Here is a 17,187-nt window from a genome sequence, read left to right on the forward strand (position 1 = left end):
GCCGCGTACCATGCCGTCGCCGTGCTTGCTGCACTGGCCCTGATCGTCCTTAGCTTGCTCAACGTCAGCACCGAGACTCCCTACGACCCCGAAAACTCCGGGCCAAATGGCTGGCAGGCTCTGCACGAAGTGCTGGAAGATCAGGGTGTTTCTGTCGAGGTCGTTCGCGGCCTCAATGAGTTCCCAAGCAGCGTTGACGGTGCAACCGTTTTGGTCGTCGGGACCACCAATTTGAGCCCTGAGTCCGGTAAGGACCTGCTCCAGCAAACCGCGGCAGCCGACAAGATGGTCGTCTTGAGCCCCGCATCGAACATCGGCTCCGTCCTTGACCTACCGCTGCGGATCAGCTCCGGCAGCACAGCACCCCGAGAGCCGGTGTGCAACTCCCCGATCTTTCGTGACGGCGACACCATCAGCGAAGCTGGCGATACTCTCATCCTGACCACTCGGGTGCCCGAGGCGACAACGTGCCTGCCCCCCAGCGCGGGGTTCGAGGCTGGTGGGGCTCAGGGCGGATCTCTAGTTTCGTTCCCCGCCAGTGACACATCCCCCGAGTTGTGGGTTGGCGGTGTTGCGAACGCATTTACCAATGCCTCCGTCACCCAAGATGCCAACGCGGCCCTTGCCCTGCGACTACTGGGCCGGACCGACACGCTGTATTGGTACATCCCCACCAGTGCGGATCTCGCTCTGGGCAATCCTCAAACACTTGGCGATGTCCTGCCGGTGTGGCTAGCACCCACCGCAGCGATGCTTGGCGTGACCGCGCTGGCCGCGATGTTCATCCGCGGACGACGGCTCGGCCCGATCGTGACAGAACCGCTGCCGGTGACGATTAAGTCCATGGAATTGGTCGACGCTCGTGCGCGGCTCTATGAGCGAGGCGACGCCAACGCACACGCCTATCGCGCGCTTCAGTTAGCAGCCTTGGCACGGTGGGCCAAGTTGCTTGGCCTCGGACGTGGCGCGCCGCCTGAATCCATCGTTGCCGAAATATCGTCTTACACCGGCGCTAACGAAGCACACGTGGCTTCACTGCTGGTGGGCAAACCCGTCTCGGATGATAAATCCTTCGTTCAAGCAGCCCGAGACCTGCACGCACTCGAGGAAGGAACTCCCCGATGACCGAACAACAGCAATCCCCTGAGCCCTATGACGCTGATCGGGCCAGAACTGCGCTGAATCAAGTGCGTACCGAAGTCGCGAAATCCGTCGTGGGGCAGGATGCAGCAGTCACGGGCTTGATTGTCGCGTTGCTGACGGGTGGGCATGTGCTTCTTGAAGGTGTGCCCGGAGTGGCCAAGACGCTCTTGGTGCGATCCCTCGCCGCCGCGCTCGATGTCAAAACGACGCGAGTGCAGTTCACGCCCGACCTGATGCCCGGCGACATCACCGGTTCACTGATCTACAAATCAGACAGCAACGAATTCACCTTTCGCCCCGGCCCTATCTTCACTAACCTGATGCTGGCCGACGAGATCAACCGCACTCCCCCAAGACTCAAAGCGCCCTGCTTGAAGCGATGGAAGAGCGACACGTCACCGTGGACGGCAAGTCACGTGATCTGCCGTCTCCTTCATGGTTGCGGCCACCCAAACCCCGTCGAGTATGAAGGCACCTACCCGCTACCGGAAGCTCAGCTAGACCGGTTTTTGCTAAAGGTCATCTTGCCGCTGCCCAGTCGTGACGATGAGGTGAAGGTGCTGCAGCGTCACGCCGCGGGCTTTAACCCCCGTGACTTGGCCGGCGCTGGCGTGCGAGCCGTAGCCTCACCCGCCGATATTGAGATCGGACGCCGCCAGATTCAAAAGGTTGAGGTCTCCACGGCGATCATGACGTATGTGGTCGACTTGGCTCAGGCCACGCGCAATTCACCGTCTTTGCAACTTGGGGTTAGCCCCCGTGGCACCACTGCCCTGCTTGGTGCCGCAAAGGCCTGGGCTTGGCTCAATGGGCGCAACTTCGTCACCCCAGACGACATCAAGGCGCTAGCCCCAGCCTGCTGGGCCCACCGGCTTTCGCTGCGCCCAGAGGCCGAGTTGGAGGGCGTATCGGTCCATTCCGTTCTGGGCAGCGCGCTGAACTCCGTCGCAGTGCCGAGATAGGCCAGCGATGAGTTTGAGGTGGCCAGCCGCTGGGCTGCTCCTAGTTGGCATCGTTCCGATCGTCATTTTTAGCGAGATGATCGTGGTCTTGTGGTGGACGCTATTTGTCGCCGTGGTGGTGGCCCTCGATGTGTTGTTGGCGCCTGCCCCGACATCTCTGCAGGTGCAACGAGTTGGACCCGCGACGGCGCCAAACGCGCTGACTGCCAACGGCGTGCCCGTGACCCAGGTGCGCACTGGTCAAGAGACCTCAACCGTGCTGTTCGTGACGAACCCCAAGAACCGTAGGGTGCGGGGCGTGCTGCGTGACGCCTGGGTGCCCTCAACCGGGCTCGTCGACAACCGGCATACCCTGGACATCCCCGCTGGACAGCGACGAAAGTTCGATACCGTCGCCATTCCTACGCGGCGCGGGGACCGTCTCACCGACCGAGTGACCCTTCGGACTCTAGGCCCACTGGGGCTGGGTGCCCGGCAAAGTGCCATCCTCGTGCCTGGAGTCATCCGGGCTCTCCCTCCGTTCAATTCACGCAAGCATCTGCCGTCCCGGCTGGCGCACTTGCGACAAATCGATGGCCGCTCAGCGGTGCGGACGCGCGGTCAAGGCACCGAGTTTGACTCGCTGCGCGACTATGTCGACGGCGACGATGTGCGCAGCATCGATTGGCGCGCCACTGCTCGACGCCGCAATGTCGTCGTCCGAACGTGGCAACCAGAGCGTGATCGCCACGTCATCATCGTGCTGGATACCTCTCGCACCAGCGCTGCTCGAGTCGGTGACGAGCCTCGTCTCGATGCCAGCATGGATGCCGCCCTGCTCCTTGCTGCTCTCGCTAGCCGAGCCGGTGACCGCGTCACGGTGCTGGCTGGCGACCGAGCGATGCGCGGCAGCGTGAGCCCTGGGACGGATCGGACCCAATTCCTCAACTCCGTCGTGACCATGATGGCTCCTGTCGAGTCCAGCCTGTTAGAAGCCAATTGGGAGCTGTTGTCCGCCAAGGTCCATAAATCGGCGGGCCGTCGCTCGCTTGTTGTGCTGCTCACCGCACTTGAGCCCTCTGCCATCGAGGCCGGGCTTTTCCGGTTTTGCCTAGCCTCACGGCTCGGCACCGAGTGGTCATTGCTTCCTTGGCCGATCCCGCTGTTGAGGACGCGCTATCTGACCTTAGCGATGTTGACGCGACGTATCGAGCAGCCAGTGCCGCCCGCTCGCAAACGCTGGCTCAGCGAACCTCCGACGCCCTTACTCGATTGGGCTGCGACACGGTGAGCGGGGACCCTGAGACGCTGCCACCACGGTTGGCCGACCACCACCTATCGCTCAAGGCTCGCGGACTGCTCTAGACGCATTAGTCGACGACGGCCAACTCATCGCCCAGCGATGCCCGGTCTAGGTCTCCGGTGACGCCGGCAAGGTGCGCCTTGCGGCCCAGCGTGAAGACATACGTCAAGAAAAGGCCCAACGCCAGGACGCCGATGGAAACCCGAGCCCAGGTGGGCAGCGGCGACGGAGTTACGAATGCCTCAATGACGCCGGCGATAAAGAAGACCGGGATCAGGCCCAAGACGATGCCCACGGCAGTGCGACCTTCGGCAGCAAACGAGGCCAGTCGGGTGCGCGGCCCAGGCTCTACCCACGACCAAAACAGCCGCAGCCCGACACCTCCAGCGACAAAGATGGCGGTGAGCTCCAGCAATCCGTGCGGCGCGATCAGTCCCCAAAGAGAGCACCTCGGTCGTTGGCATGCATCAACGAGCCAACGATGGCTACGTTGGCCACGTTTTGCCACAGCACCCAGATGACGGGGAATCCGAAGACACCAAAAATGATGCATTGGGCCGCGACCCACGCGTTGTTGATAAACACCAAGGCCAAAACTCACAGGCGGATTCTCGGAGTAGTAACTCTCAAAATCTGCGTTGACGAGTTGCTGCACTTGGGCGGTGCTGATCAAGGTGTTTTCAATCACCGGGTTGTAAACGAGCCAGGCGCCCAACGCAACGGCAATCGCGAAATTGACCAAGGCCACGGTGATCCACCAGCGGCGCATCCGATAGAGCGCCGCCGGAAAACTCGCGGCAAAGAACTCGCCAGCGGCGGCGATGCCTTTGCCGCTCGGTGCGACCATCGACAGCCGCGCGTTCGAAATGAGGACCGAGAGCCGAGACACCATCGCGGCATCGGGGCTTGAGGACCGCACCTGCGACAGGTCCGTTGAAGTCTGCGCATACTCGGCGAGCAACTCATCCGTTTGTGGACCGGTCAATCTGCGCACGCGGGAAAGTTCACGCAAACGCGCCCAGCCAGCACGGCGTCGGGTGATGAGAGCATCCAGGTCCACGTCCTGAAGTGTAGCCAGTGAAGGCGGCGGGCGATAAGGCATCCACAGGCGAGTATCCAGCCCCTCACCGCGATGCCTCCAAGAGATAGTCTGAGCGCATGCCCAGGGAATCCATCATGGCCGATCGCGGGTATGTCACGTCTGAGGCCGTTGAGTTGGACATCCCCGCGGCGCCCCTCCCCGCTCGCATCGGGGGTGCATTGATTGATGCGTTCGTCATCTTTTGCGCGACTGTCGCCGGGCTATTTCTTTGGGCTCAAATCGGTGGCGATTTCGACCCGGCCGCTCAAAGCGCCTTGAACCTCATCTTGTACATCACGACGGTCGTGGTTTTGCCTACTGTTCTCGAAACGCTCACCAAGGGCCGCTCCCTCGGCAAGTGGGCCACAGGGCTGCGGGTTGTTCGAGACGATGCTGGCCCCATCAGCATGCGCCACGCGTTGACTCGGGCGCTCGCTGCGCCCTTCGAGATGTACTTCACCCTGGGGGTTCCCGCCGTCATCGCCTCAGCGACCAACCGCAAAGGCAAGCGCTTTGGCGACCTGGCGGCTGGCACCTATGTCGTGCGCGTCCGGCAAAGGACAGCGATCCAACGCCCGTCCAAACGCCGCCACACCTTCAGGCGTGGGCCCAGAGCGCGGACGTTGCTGCCTTGCCGATCAGCCTGGCAGTCGCTGTTCGCACCTTGTTGGCAGGCTCGGCATCCATCAGCCCCGGCCAGCGCGATCAACTGGCCATGTCGCTAGCCCACGACGTGCTTGAGTTCGTCGCGCCACCACCACCGGCTGGGACTCCAGCACCTGAATTCCTCTGGGCAGTGCAGGCCGAGCGTCGACGCCGCGACGAGGTCCGGCTGCAACGCGACGATGCCCTGAGAGCACGGGTGCTCGGCGCCGACCCGCTGCAGCCGAAACCACCTCAGCTCTGGCGTCCCTCCGGCAACAGCCCTGGTGGACCATGCTGCCGCAATTAGCCGTTGCGGGCTGCGGCGTAGCCAGGCACGATCTGCTCGTCCAAGATGGCCTTGCGCTGCGCATACGGCAGGAACGCTGAGCGCATCGCGTTGACGGTGACACGCTCGAAGTCATCCAGACCCCAGCCTGCTTCGTCGGCCAGCAGTTGCATCTCGCGGCTCATCGTCGTGCCACTCACCAGTCGGTTATCCGGGTTCAGGGTGACGCGGAAGCCCAGCCGGTGGAACAGCGTGATCGGGTGGGATGCGATGGTCGTTGCGCCACCAGCGGCAGTCTGCAGGTTGCTGCTCGGGCACATTTCTAGAGCGATACGACGATCACGGATGTACGAGGCGAGCGAGCCCGCCCCAACCGCGTCACACTCTGCTTGGCTCCACTGCGCGACTGGCTTGGCGCTCACATCAATGGCATTTCCGTCGACGCTCAGGTCGTCAATTAGTCGGACTCCGTGACCAATCCGCTCGGCACCGCAGAGTTGCACGGCTTCCCAGATGCTCGGCAGGCCAAAGGCTTCACCAGCATGGATGGTGAAGTGCATGTTGTTTTTGCGCAGGTGCTCAAAGGCCGGCAGGTGCAGCGTCGGGGCAAAGCCATCTTCGGCGCCCGCAATGTCATAGCCAGCTATCGCTTCGTCGCGGTGCTTGACCGTCAACTCAGCGATTTCGAGCGAGCGCTCGGCGTGCCGCATACCAGTGAGCAGTGAACGGACCACGATGGGGTGACCGCTCTCCTTGGCTTGCGCCATGCCCTGCGCGAATCCGTCGTTGACGGCTTCGACGACCTCGTCAAGGTCAAGCCAGCCGACAGGTGCTGCTCGGGGGCATAACGCGACTCGGCATACACAACGCCATCTGCGACCTGATCGAGGACAAACTCGCGAGCGACCCGAGACAGGCCCTCTTTGGTCTGCATCACGGCGATCGTGTGCTCAAAGGTTTCGAGATAGCGCACAAGGGAGCCTGAGCCTGCGCTCTCGAGGAACCACTCGCGCAGCGCCTGAGCGTCCGTGGTCGGCAGCCCTCGTAGCCGCAGGCGGCCGCTAACTCGATGATGGTCTCTGGCCGCAATCCACCATCGAGGTGGTCATGCAGGGAGACCTTAGGAAGAACAGAAATATCAGTCATGAAGAACCGCCTTTTGTCGATGCAGGGATAGGTGGAGCGACACTCTCCCATCCGGCTTGTGCCTGAGTCTAAGGTGGGGGCATGGTGAAATGACCCTGGGACCACACTGACCGTTCAGCAGATTGCTGATCTCATCGATCACGCCCTGCTCAAGCCTGAGTTGACGCCGCAAGAGGTTGAAGAAGCCACCGCTGAGTTGGCCAAGTCCAACATCTGGTCGGTTTGTGTTCGCCCCAGCGATGTTGCCCTTGCTGCCAAGGCAACGGCTGACAGCCAGACGCGGGTATGCACCGTGATCGGCTTCCCCACGGCACCACCTCGACCGAGACCAAGGTCGCCGAAACAAAGCAGGCTATTGCTGACGGTGCGACCGAGCTCGACATGGTCCTCAACATCGGCCGGCTCAAGGGCGGTCAGCACGAAGAGGTCCAGGCCGACATCGCGGCTGTCGTTGAGGCTGGCCACGAGGCTGGCTACTTGGTCAAGGTCATCATGGAGACCGCTCTGCTGACTGACGAAGAGAAGGTCGCCGCTTGCCAGTTGAGCGAGGCAGCAGGCGCTGACTTCGTGAAGACCAGCACTGGTTTTGCCGGCGGTGGAGCCACCCTGCCCGACGTGCGTCTGATGCGCGCCAACTCTGGCGCGCGGGTCGCCGTGAAGGCTTCCGGTGGCGTGCGCGACATCGAGACCGCGCTGGCAATGGTCGCCGAAGGCGTCACCCGATTGGGCACCTCCAGCACCGTGGCTCTGCTCAAGGGTGCCAACGAGCGCAATGACGCTGGCACACTGGTTGTCCCCGAGCCGGGCCAGGACGTTGCTGGCGCAGACGGCACCGGCTACTAATCCCCGCATACGCACCAAAGAGGTCACAGCCCACGTGGGTTGTGACCTCTGTTGATGGGCCAGCAAAGCCTGAGATCAGAGCGTTGGATCGATCTCGGATCGCACAGCTTGATGAGCTGCCCGAACGCCGAGCCCCATAAGGACGAGCAAACCTGCATAGCCGATCATCAGGACGGCAAACACGCCACCTTCACTGACATCGAGCGACTCAGGTCGCGCCGCGACCCACACGCTAAAGAGCGCAGCCGACGCACATACGATGGCGGCGGCCTTGACCCACGGCAGCGCTGCCCGATGGGCTACCTCCCACGCTTCTTGCGATGACTGGGTGATCTTCGTCTTGATGCCAATCGCCGAGTTCACCGCGATGTTGCCCTTGCCAGCCTGACTGGTGATCAGGAAGCTCAATCCACCCGCAATCACCAGCCCGACAGCTGCGATCACTATGCCGCCCGTGTCCATGACTCCCCCTGACTAGGTTTATCCCAACCTTAGGACACCCGGTCGTGAATAAGCTCCGGCTTTGGCACAGATTCTCCCGAGTCTGCGATCGCCCATGCGCCGTCCAAAATGTCGGTGGCCCGCGCAAGCGCTCTTCGTCATCTGAATGCAGCGTCAACAGTGGCTCTCCAGCCTTCACCTCATCGCCGGGCTTGGCGTGCATGACGACACCGGCACCAGCCTGCACAGGGTCTTCCTTGCGCGCTCGCCCCGCACCAAGACGCCAGGCAGCAACACCAACGGCGAGGGCATCCAGGCTGCTCAAGGTGCCGCCGCTGGGCGCCTTGATCACGTGTGTGAGCGGCCACCGGCAATTTAGCGTCAGGGTCCCCACCCTGAGCCCGGATCATGGCCTTCCAGGAGTCCATCGCGCGACCATCAGCCAACACATCTGCGGGGTCAATGTCGTCGCGGCCAGCGCCAGCCAGCATTTCGCGGGCCAAGGCCAAGGTCAGTTCAACAACGTCGCTAGGGCCTCCCCGGCCAGCACATCGACGCTCTCTTGGATCTCAAGGGCGTTACCTGCGGTCCGGCCCAGCGGGTGTCCATGTTGGTCAGCAGCGCCGTGGTCTTCACACCAGCATCGTTGCCAAGGGCCACCATCGTCTGCGCAAGTTCGCGAGCCTGGTCCAGATCCTTCATGAAGGCACCAGAGCCAACCTTGACGTCGAGCACCAGCGAGCCAGGGTTGGCTGCGATCTTTTTGCTCATGATCGACGACGCGATCAGCGGGATGGCCTGCACCGTTCCGGTCACATCACGCAATGGTAGAGCTTCTTGTCCGCCACCGCGAGGCCCGCGCCGGCAGCACAAACGACTGCTCCGACCTCATTGAGTTGCTGCATCATCGCTTCATTGCTCAACTCGGCCTGCCAGCCGGGGATCGACTCCAGCTTGTCCAGCGTCCCGCCGGTGTGGCCAAGACCGCGCCCAGAGAGTTGCGGCACCGCCACGCCGCAGGCTGCCACCAAGGGAGCCAACGGCAGGGTGATCTTGTCGCCAACACCGCCGGTGGAGTGCTTATCTGCCGTGGGGCGATCCAGGGACGAGAAGTCCAGGCGTTCGCCACTGTCGATCATTGCCTTTGTCCAGTCGGCGATTTCGCGGCGCTCCATCCCGTTCAGCAAGATAGCCATCAGCAGGGCCGACATTTGCTCCTCGGCAACTCGCCCATCGGTGAATGCCTCGATCACCCAGCGGATCTGTGCCGTGCTCAGGGCACCACGGTCTCGCTTGGTCCCAATCACGTCGACTGCGTCGAATTGCTGCGACATCCTCGTCACTTCCTTGTCTGTATGACATCCTGCGGGGGTGAATCTTGCCCAGGCTATGGCCCTTATCGTGCCACCCGTCAATGACCTTAAGCGTTCGGCCGCGACTCGCAGTGATGGCGAACACACGATGTTCCCCACTCTGGTTGCGCTGCGCGACGACCGAGTCTTGGCCGTGGTGATGACTCCTCGACTCGCGATCACGCTGTCTGCGGCGCATACCTTGGCTGTTGGGTTAGCCCCCGATGTGCTCGCGCTGGCCGCCCAGGTGAACTTGGAGGATGGCTCACAGGGGATTGCCTACACGAGCATGACCCGCGACAAGCAGGCTGGCTTCACCGTGCAGGGCTACACGCAAGAGGGCCAAGACATCACCTTCGGCACCCCGAAAAGGGCAAGCCGGAGGATCGGTCCGTGATGGATGAGCTGGCTCGCGCAATGTCGCATAACGTCTTGGATGCCGGCCGGGTCGGCATGAAGAACGACGACGGCACGTCGCCTGAGGAGCCCGCGTTCATCAGCCCCGAGGAGGGCCGACTAGCGATTGACGCTGGCACTGCAGCATCAGTGCACCGCACCGTCCGGGGCATCGGCGGCACCGTGCTCTTTTTGGCCGCCGACGACGAGCATGGCGCTCGTATGCTGGCGCACGGCTTACCGCCCGAAGTCCTCCTCGGCACCAGCGGCTAAGCCAGGTTGGCTGGTCCAAAGGCCTGCGGCAAGACTTCGCCCATACTGAGATCACCTTCTGGGGTGAGCAAACGGCACTCATCTCCGCCATGCTCAGAGATGATCTGACGGCAGCGGCCGCACGGCATGATGGCTTCGCCCGTGCGGTCGACACACACCACGGCAACGAGCTTGCCGCCGCCGGAGCCGACCAGGTCAGAGATCATCCCGCACTCGGCGCACAGCGCAACGCCATAGCCCGCATTCTCGACGTTGCAGCCGGACACGATGCGGCCATCATCAGCCAAACCTGCGGCGCCCACCGGGAAGTTTGAATAAGGCGCATAGGCCCGGTTCATCAATTCAACAGCGCGAGCCTGCAGCGGCTCCCACTCGATCTGTTCTGCCATGAATCCTCCTGTAGTGACAGCGGTGGCGGCGCAAGCGCAGAGTCGCCCGCACCGCCACCGTAGCGTTATCGGTTAGCTCTTGGTGTAGGGAGTTCCAGCCGCTGCCGGACCGCGCACCTTGCCCACAAAACCGGCGACAGCCAGGATCGTGATGATGTACGGAAGCATCAACAGCAACTCCGAGGGCACCGAGCTGCCAATCGAGCTCAACACGTTGCCCAAGTTGCGGGAGAAGCCGAACAGCAAGGCAGCCACCACGGCCAACTGGGGTTCCACTTGCCCAAGATCATCGCGGCCAGAGCGATATAGCCCTGTCCGGCAGACATCTCGCGACCAAAGGCCAGACCGGAACCGATCGAGAAGAAGGCACCGCCCAAGCCAGCGATGGCACCAGCCATGATGACGTTCCAGACGCGCCGCGTGTTGACCTTGATGCCCACCGTGTCGGCGGCCTTGGGGTATTCACCCACGGCCCGGGTGCGCAAGCCCCAGCGGCTGCGGAACAGCATGAACTGCAGCACGATGACGATGACGTACATCAGGTAGACGAGGATCGTCTGCTGGAACAGCACCGGCCCGATGATCGGGATCTCGGACAGCAACGGGATCTTGATCGTCGACAGCGGCTGACGAGCGTTCCACAACGCAGCGTCGTCCGACATCACAGTCGAGAACAGGAAGCCAGTCAGACCGATCACCAGGGTGTTAAGCACAACACCCACGATGATCTGGTTGACCTGGAATCTCACCGCAAACCAGGCCAGCAGTGCACCCACCATGGCGCCCGCAATGGGAGCCGCGACGAGCCCGGCATAGCTGGAGGCGAATCGTGAAGCGATAGCTGCTGCGGCGAATGCACCGATCAGCAACTGGCCCTCAATGGCGATGTTGATGACACCAGAGCGCTCACACACGACACCGGACATCGCGCCAAAGATCAGCGGGACAGACAATGCCAAAGCACCAGCCAGCAACGTGGTGACCGGGATGACCGAGGAGCGGCCAGCACCGGCATACACCAGGAAGGAGATGACGAAGGCAAGGCCAACGATGATGTGCAGCCACACCGGCACCGTGCGGCGAGCACGCACCAACATCAGGGCGTATGCGGCTGCTCCCAGTTGGACAAAGCCCAACACCAGGATCGTGATCAAGGATGGAAGCGAGATGTTCGGGATCGAGAACATCGTTGATCCCGAGCTGACCTGGAACGCCGTGTCAGCGTCCGCGGTTGGCCCCATGCCAAAAACCAGCAGGGTGATCAGGGCGGCCAAAGCATTAACGATGGGCGCTCGGTAGTTGATCTTGCCAACAACGGCCTCGTCAACTTCGGTGTCCGGCACCGGCTCAGTCACAGTCGAGGTACTCATGCTGCAACCTCCTGCTTCTTTGCGGTCCGCGCACTGCGTCGTGGGCGGTCAGGGTCAGGGAGTCTAAAGATGGCGCGAACCAACGGCGGTGCGGCGATCAGCAACACGATCACTGACTGAACCACCAAGACGATGTCGATGGGGGTCTGCGTCAGCGACTGCATCAAGAAGCCACCAGCCTTCAGCGCACCAAAGAGCAGTCCAGCAAAGAACACACCCCAAGGTTTAGATCGTCCCAATAGGGCCACTGTGATGGCATCAAACCCATATGAGGCCGCTACACCAGCGGTCAGCGCCCCTTCTGTTCCGAGCACTTGAGCGGTTGAAGCCAAGCCAGCAAGGCCACCAGCGATCACCATGGTGATCACGGTGATCCGGCCCACCGACATACCGGCAGTGCGAGCGGCGTTGGGGTTGGCACCAGCGGCGCGCAACTCAAACCCGATCGTAGATCGCTCCATCAGCCACCAGACGGCCATCGTGGCCAGAATGGCGACAATGACACCCCAGTGCAGGCGGAAGGAGTTGCCGGGCACCAACCAGTCTGGAATCAGCGGAGGATAGCTCGCCGACTCTGCGACCGCAGGGCTCTTTTGCCCAGAACGTCCCGGGTTAAACACTGGCTGCTTCAGCGTGTAGCTAATCAGATAGACCGCCACGTAGTTCAACATGATCGTAACGATGACTTCGTTAGCACCAGATTTGGCCTTCAGCACACCGGGGATAGCTCCCCAGACTGCGCCACCAACGGCACCACCGATCATCGCCAGCAACAGGTGCAGGCCGACCGGGAGGTCCCAAGCGAAACCAATGTAGGAAGCGAAGATCGCACCGACAATGATCTGGCCCTGCGCACCAATGTTGAACAGTCCAGCGCGGAAGCCAACGGCAATACCGAGACCAGCAAGGATCAGCGGCACGGCAAAGACAATCGACTCAGTCAGCGGCTTGATCGCACCAGCAAATGTGGTGGCTTCCCAGTTGAAGATTGAGCCGCGGAACAGTGCGATGTAGGCATCACTCACGGCCGTCCACGCAGCCGAGATGGTGTCCATCGGACGTGAGAAGAAGTAGGTCGCTGCTTCGCGAACATCTTCATTGGCAAAGGCGATCAAGAAGCCACCGATAACCAGAGCAATCACCACAGCAAGCACGGAGATGAGTGCGTTGCCAGCGACAATTCGCTGCATCATCGAGTCGCCTGCGGGAGGCTCTTCCTCGGTCTTGACCGGCGGGTTCGTCGTGTCACTCACGAGGGCACCTCTTCGTCATTCTTAGGGGTAGTTGCGCTGGCATCCTTGGCGATCTGCGCTTCAGCGTCAGCCAACGAAACGCCTGCCATCATCAGGCCGAGAACATCACGGTTCACGCCTTCGGGGCCGGCCTTGGCGACATCGACGATGCCGACAATCTTTCCGCGGTACATCACGGCGATCCGGTCAGCGAGGGAGACAACCTCGTCCAACTCGGTCGACACAATGATCACGGGCGTGCCCTTGTCCCGCTCAGCCACGATGCGCTTGTGCACAAACTCAATCGAGCCGACATCAAGTCCACGGGTCGGCTGTGAAGCCACAAAGAGTCGCAGCGGCCGCGACATTTCGCGAGCCAGCACGACCTTCTGCGCGTTTCCACCGGAAAGGGTGGAGATCTTGTCGTGGATGTCGGTGAACCGAACGTCGAACTCTTCGGTGCGGACATCCGCGTTAGCAGCGACCTTGCTCGGGCTCAAACTCACACCGCGAGAAAACTCGTCGGTGTTGTAAAGGTCGAGCACCAGGTTTTCAGCAATCGAGAAGTCCGCAATCGCACCGTCGGTGGAGCGGTCTTCGGGCACAAAACCAATGCCAGCCAGCAGCCGATCACGCACACTCTTGCCTGCGAGGTCTTCGCCATCCAGACGGATCGCACCGCCGTCGGTGTCGGCCAGTCCAAGGATGGCTTCAGCCAACTCAGACTGCCCATTGCCCTGCACTCCGGCCAGACAGACGATCTCGCCGGCAGCAACTTTGAGTTTGACCTTGTCGACAACCGGCGTGCCGGTCGGGCCAAGCACGGTCAGTTTGTCGAGCTCGAAGGCAACATCACCAGGCTCAGCCGGCTCCTTGTCCACGGCCAAGCTCACCGAGCGGCCAACCATCAGGCTGGCCAACTCAGTCTCGGTCGAGGTTGGGCTGGCTTCCCCGACCACCTTGCCGCGACGAATCACGGTGATCCGGTCAGCGATCGCGCGCACTTCGCGCAGTTTGTGGGTGATGAAGACGATCGAGGTGCCGCTCTCCTTGAGCTCACCCATGATGTTGATCAGCTCGTCGGTCTCCTGAGGGGTAAGCACCGCAGTGGGCTCATCCAGAATCAAGACCTTCGCGTCACGAGAAAGCGCCTTGATGATCTCGACCCGCTGCTGAACACCCACGGGGAGGTCTTCAATCTTGGCGTCGGGGTCGATCTCAAAGCCAAAGCGCTCGCTAATCTCCAGCACGTGCTGACGGGCCTTGGCCATCTCAAGCACGCCTGCCGGGCCTGCTGGCTCGTAGCCCAGGGCCACCGACTCAGCAACGGTAAAGACGGGCACCAACATGAAGTGTTGGTGGACCATGCCGATACCAGCGGATACGGCGTCACCAGGTCCGTTAAACCGCTGAGGGACATCGTCGAGCAAGATCTGCCCTTCGCTGGGGTCATAGAGGCCATAAAGCACATTCATCAACGTGCTCTTGCCGGCTCCGTTCTCACCAAGGAGGGCATGGATCTCGCCGGGTTCAACGACGAGATCGATGTGGTCATTGGCAACCAAAGATCCGAAGACCTTTGTGATGCCTTGAAGTTCAAGCTTCATTGCCTGAGCTCGCTTCCGTTCGGGGGCTCAATGCCGCGCACCGATGGACAGGGGGACTGATAACAGCAGCGGCCCGGCCATCATAGGCCGGGCCGCTGCTGTTAACTACGCCCTGAAATCAGGGAGCGTTCGGCGACTCAATCACGAGCTCGCCATCAATGATCTGCTGCTTGTAGGTTTCGATCTGCTCGGACAGCTCAGCAGGAACGTCGCCTTCGAAGTCGTGGAACTCGGCGATGCCGACGCCACCGTTCTCCAGCGTGCCCACGTAAGGCTCGTTGGAGAAGGAACCGTCAACCGACTCGCTGATCGTGCTCTCGACTGCAGCGCCGATTTCCTTGACCACGGAGGTCAGCATCAGGTCGCCGTATTCGGTGGTGTTGTAACCATCGGAGTCAACCCACACGAGCTTGACGCCATCGCTGCTCTCGGCTGCCGCAGCGGCACCCAGACCGACCGGGCCAGCAACGGGCATGATGACGTCTGCACCCTGAGCAATGAACTGCTCGGTCAGGGTCTGGCCCTGGCTCTGGTTGTCGAAGTCACCGGAGAAGGAACCGTTCTGAGCTTCTTTGTCCCAACCCAGCAGCTCAACCTCGGCGCTGTTGTCTTCGTTGTACATGTCAACGCCGTCCGAGAAGCCGTCCATGAAGATGGCGACCGAAGGCAGCTGAATACCACCGAAGGTGGCAACGGTGCCCGACTCGCTCATACCGGCGGCGAGGTAACCAGCCAAGAAACTGGCCTCAGCGGTGTTGAACAACAGCGGCTTGGCGTTGTCCAACTCAACCGGGGCGAAGTCTGCGTCCGAGAACGAGGAGTCAATCAAGGCGAAGTTGGCGTCGGGGTTTTCCTCGGCACCGGTCTGGATGGAGTCCTCGAGGAGGAAACCAACGCCAATGGTCAGGTTGCAGCCCTGGCCAACGAGCGTGTTGACGTTCGTGGCGTAGTCCGCGTCGCTGGTGGACTCGGTTGAGGGTCGTCTGCACGCCCAGGTTGGAAGCGGCTGCTTCCATGCCCTCGGCACCGGACTGGTTGAAGGACTGGTCGTCGAAGCCACCGGCGTCAGAGACCATGCAAGCCTGGAAATCGGCACCAGCGTCGCTGGCTGCGGTCGAGTCGCCGCCGTCTGCTGCCTCTTCTTCAGGGGTGGAGCCGCAAGCGGCCAGCGTGAGCGTGAGGGCTGCGGGGATCGCAGCAAGCTTTAGGCCCGTCGCACGGGGATCTCCTTTGATCAGGGAACAGAAGTTGGGCGCCGTCAGGGTGGCAGGCCCATCAGGGCACAGTACCCCCGAGTAAGTATCCGGACGTTGAATCCGCTACCAAACCGGAGCGAATGTCACCAAAGTGTGACAATCCAATCTGCTCTCGTGATCGAACGCGCGCCGAATACGTCGCTAGTCGCGCGCCGAAGTGGCTAGCACCGTGGCTGCCAGCAACTTGGCCGCATAGATCGTGGCCTCTTCTTCCACGATCAGGTCGCCTTGGTGCAACTCGTAGGTGTGCCCGCCCGGCTTGCGTGTTCCCAGGCGCGCCATGGCGCCCGGCACCTGCGTCAGATACCAACCAAGATCCTCGCCACCCAGTGACTGCTGGGTTGGCAGCACCGCGTCGTCAGACATGACCGTCCGAGCGCCCATTTCCAGGGCGGCCACGGCTAGCGCATCGTTGTCGACGGGCGGGACGCCCTGAATGTGCTTGATAGTGGCTTCTACGCCATACGGGGCGACGACGGCGTGCACGATTTCTTCGATCAGCGGGCCCGTGGTGTCCCACGTTTCAGAGTCCAGCATGCGCAGCGTGCCCCAGCACTCGCCGCTCGTCGGGATGACGTTGGCAGCCTGACCCGCTCGCACAGCGCCCCAGACCAAAGCAGCACCGGCCCGCGGGTCGAGGCGGCGGGACAGCACCGACGGCACATCCGTGATGACCTTGCCTAACGCATACGTCAGATCCTGGGTCAGGTGCGGGCGGGAGGTGTGCCCGCCGCGACCGGTCAGGCTGACGTGGACCGAGTCGGAGGCTGCCGTGATCGGGCCAACCTTGAGGCCCACCGTGCCGACGTCGATTGATGGGTCGCAGTGCACGGCGTAGAGGACGTCGACGCCGTCCAGGGCCCCAACCTCCATCATCGTGTGCGCTCCCCGGGCATCGATTCTTCGGCCGGCTGAAACAAGCAACGGACGGCCAGGCCTGCCGCAGCCAATTCGTCTTGATGCTTGGCCAGCGCCAAGGTCGCACCCAAACCCCAGCAGTATGCACGTCGTGACCGCAGGCGTGACAGGCGCCAGGGTTGACCGATGAAAACTCCAGGCCAGTGCCCTCGTCGAGGGGCAGTGCGTCGAGGTCTGCCCGCAAAGCGACGCGCGTGGTGGGCTCAGTCGAGCCTAAATCAACAATGACCCCCGAACCAGGCAACGTGCGCATCGAAACGCCAGTGCCCTCAAGCCGATCCATGATCTTCCCGGTCGTACGGTGCTCTTGCCAGGAAACCTCAGGGTGCTGGTGAATGTCCCGGCGCCAGCGCAGCAACGAGTCGCTCAACTCGTCAACGGCGTCCATCAGGCTCGCTGTCAGGTTGGCTTCGGTGGTCATTGGCTCGGCAGACACAGGGCTCAGCACATCATTTTCGATCGAGGACGGGACTTTCCACTTTACCGCGCCGGAAAGCGCTTTCGGCCCAACGGATGAAGGGTTCACTTGAGTGGGCCTACTGCGCGGCAAAGACTCGCGATGTCG

At 62.0% G+C, this 17,187-nt stretch carries 13 protein-coding genes and 6 pseudogenes; 8 read left to right on the top strand and 11 right to left on the bottom strand.

The genetic code is table 11. The features are described from left to right. Positions 1-21 precede the first annotated feature (21 nt). The 3 genes and pseudogenes from L0A91_RS07095 (at position 22) to L0A91_RS07105 (ending at position 3,375) form a co-directional block, all read left to right on the top strand. Positions 22-1,125, top strand: a complete 1,104-nt coding sequence (locus L0A91_RS07095; RefSeq protein WP_235246386.1) for a DUF4350 domain-containing protein — start codon at positions 22-24, stop codon at positions 1,123-1,125. Further along, a pseudogene (locus L0A91_RS07100) lies at positions 1,122-2,105 on the top strand (AAA family ATPase). The gene L0A91_RS07095 and the pseudogene L0A91_RS07100 overlap by 4 nt, the downstream one beginning before the upstream one ends. A gap of 7 nt (positions 2,106-2,112) precedes the next feature. Beyond that, entirely contained in the window at positions 2,113-3,375 is a 1,263-nt protein-coding gene (locus L0A91_RS07105) for a DUF58 domain-containing protein (protein ID WP_311198087.1), read from the top strand. Between the two features lie 79 nt (positions 3,376-3,454). On the opposite strand, the pseudogene L0A91_RS07110 reads toward L0A91_RS07105, so the two are convergent. Further along, a pseudogene (locus L0A91_RS07110) lies at positions 3,455-3,972 on the bottom strand (stage II sporulation protein M). A gap of 573 nt (positions 3,973-4,545) precedes the next feature. Between L0A91_RS07110 and L0A91_RS07115 the strand changes: the two are divergent. Together L0A91_RS07115 and L0A91_RS07120 are read left to right on the top strand one after the other, a co-directional pair. Then, complete coding sequence (locus tag L0A91_RS07115; RefSeq protein WP_235246387.1) at positions 4,546-5,193, top strand: RDD family protein; 648 nt, start codon at positions 4,546-4,548, stop codon at positions 5,191-5,193. Next, the gene (locus L0A91_RS07120; RefSeq protein ID WP_235246388.1) at positions 5,184-5,420 is read left to right on the top strand and encodes a hypothetical protein; all 237 of its coding nucleotides are present in this window, start codon (positions 5,184-5,186) and stop codon (positions 5,418-5,420) included. The genes L0A91_RS07115 and L0A91_RS07120 overlap by 10 nt, the downstream gene beginning before the upstream one ends. On the opposite strand, the pseudogene L0A91_RS07125 reads toward L0A91_RS07120, so the two are convergent. Continuing rightward, positions 5,417-6,545: pseudogene (locus tag L0A91_RS07125) on the bottom strand (adenosine deaminase). The gene L0A91_RS07120 and the pseudogene L0A91_RS07125 overlap by 4 nt on opposite strands. Positions 6,546-6,830: 285 nt before the next feature. Between L0A91_RS07125 and deoC the strand changes: the two are divergent. Beyond that, positions 6,831-7,388 (top strand): deoxyribose-phosphate aldolase, encoded by a 558-nt coding sequence (deoC, locus tag L0A91_RS07130; RefSeq protein WP_311198088.1) that lies wholly within the window; start codon positions 6,831-6,833, stop codon positions 7,386-7,388. A 75-nt stretch (positions 7,389-7,463) separates the two neighbouring features. On the opposite strand, the gene L0A91_RS07135 is transcribed toward deoC, so the two are convergent. Beyond that, the gene (locus L0A91_RS07135; protein WP_235246390.1) at positions 7,464-7,850 is read right to left on the bottom strand and encodes an SdpI family protein; all 387 of its coding nucleotides are present in this window, start codon (positions 7,848-7,850) and stop codon (positions 7,464-7,466) included. A gap of 29 nt (positions 7,851-7,879) precedes the next feature. Next, positions 7,880-9,163, bottom strand: a pseudogene (locus L0A91_RS07140) (thymidine phosphorylase). A gap of 37 nt (positions 9,164-9,200) precedes the next feature. Between L0A91_RS07140 and L0A91_RS07145 the strand changes: the two are divergent. Beyond that, a complete protein-coding gene (locus tag L0A91_RS07145; RefSeq protein WP_235246391.1) occupies positions 9,201-9,578 on the top strand; it encodes a hypothetical protein in 378 nt (125 codons plus the stop codon). Then, entirely contained in the window at positions 9,575-9,850 is a 276-nt protein-coding gene (locus L0A91_RS07150; protein WP_235246392.1) for a hypothetical protein, read from the top strand. The genes L0A91_RS07145 and L0A91_RS07150 overlap by 4 nt, the downstream gene beginning before the upstream one ends. On the opposite strand, the gene L0A91_RS07155 is transcribed toward L0A91_RS07150, so the two are convergent. The 7 genes and pseudogenes from L0A91_RS07155 to L0A91_RS19765 all read right to left on the bottom strand — a co-directional run. Next, complete coding sequence (locus L0A91_RS07155) at positions 9,847-10,239, bottom strand: cytidine deaminase (RefSeq protein WP_235246393.1); 393 nt, start codon at positions 10,237-10,239, stop codon at positions 9,847-9,849. The genes L0A91_RS07150 and L0A91_RS07155 overlap by 4 nt on opposite strands. A gap of 72 nt (positions 10,240-10,311) precedes the next feature. Beyond that, a pseudogene (locus L0A91_RS07160) lies at positions 10,312-11,609 on the bottom strand (ABC transporter permease). Beyond that, positions 11,606-12,802, bottom strand: coding sequence for an ABC transporter permease (locus L0A91_RS07165; RefSeq protein ID WP_220123096.1), 1,197 nt, complete (start codon positions 12,800-12,802; stop codon positions 11,606-11,608). The pseudogene L0A91_RS07160 and the gene L0A91_RS07165 overlap by 4 nt, the downstream one beginning before the upstream one ends. A gap of 56 nt (positions 12,803-12,858) precedes the next feature. Beyond that, on the bottom strand, positions 12,859-14,448 hold the full coding sequence (locus L0A91_RS07170; RefSeq protein WP_235246394.1) for an ABC transporter ATP-binding protein: 1,590 nt from the start codon (positions 14,446-14,448) through the stop codon (positions 12,859-12,861). Positions 14,449-14,566: 118 nt separating this feature from the next. Beyond that, a complete protein-coding gene (locus tag L0A91_RS07175) occupies positions 14,567-15,508 on the bottom strand; it encodes a BMP family ABC transporter substrate-binding protein (RefSeq protein ID WP_311198092.1) in 942 nt (313 codons plus the stop codon). A 337-nt stretch (positions 15,509-15,845) separates the two neighbouring features. Then, positions 15,846-16,580 carry a M20/M25/M40 family metallo-hydrolase gene (locus L0A91_RS18740; RefSeq protein WP_311198093.1) on the bottom strand — a complete coding sequence of 245 codons (735 nt, stop codon included), beginning with the start codon at positions 16,578-16,580 and terminating at the stop codon, positions 15,846-15,848. 166 nt (positions 16,581-16,746) lie between these two features. Then, positions 16,747-17,043 (bottom strand): annotated as a pseudogene (locus L0A91_RS19765) (amidohydrolase); the annotation flags it as partial. Positions 17,044-17,187: the final 144 nt, after the last annotated feature.

The organism is Ornithinimicrobium sp. INDO-MA30-4 (assembly GCF_021535045.1).
Taxonomy (GTDB): domain Bacteria; phylum Actinomycetota; class Actinomycetes; order Actinomycetales; family Dermatophilaceae; genus Ornithinicoccus.

Bases quoted from the DNA above. Each gene is read 5' to 3' on its own strand.
- L0A91_RS07155 (WP_235246393.1), bottom strand. From the start codon at position 10,239: ATGGCAGAACAGATCGAGTGGGAGCCGCTGCAGGCTCGCGCTGTTGAA.
- L0A91_RS07115 (WP_235246387.1), top strand. From the start codon at position 4,546: ATGCCCAGGGAATCCATCATGGCCGATCGCGGGTATGTCACGTCTGAG.
- L0A91_RS07170 (WP_235246394.1), bottom strand. From the start codon at position 14,448: ATGAAGCTTGAACTTCAAGGCATCACAAAGGTCTTCGGATCTTTGGTT.
- L0A91_RS18740 (WP_311198093.1), bottom strand. From the start codon at position 16,580: ATGATGGAGGTTGGGGCCCTGGACGGCGTCGACGTCCTCTACGCCGTG.
- L0A91_RS07165 (WP_220123096.1), bottom strand. From the start codon at position 12,802: ATGATGCAGCGAATTGTCGCTGGCAACGCACTCATCTCCGTGCTTGCT.
- L0A91_RS07120 (WP_235246388.1), top strand. From the start codon at position 5,184: ATGTCGCTAGCCCACGACGTGCTTGAGTTCGTCGCGCCACCACCACCG.
- L0A91_RS07105 (WP_311198087.1), top strand. From the start codon at position 2,113: ATGAGTTTGAGGTGGCCAGCCGCTGGGCTGCTCCTAGTTGGCATCGTT.
- deoC (WP_311198088.1), top strand. From the start codon at position 6,831: ATGCACCGTGATCGGCTTCCCCACGGCACCACCTCGACCGAGACCAAG.
- L0A91_RS07135 (WP_235246390.1), bottom strand. From the start codon at position 7,850: ATGGACACGGGCGGCATAGTGATCGCAGCTGTCGGGCTGGTGATTGCG.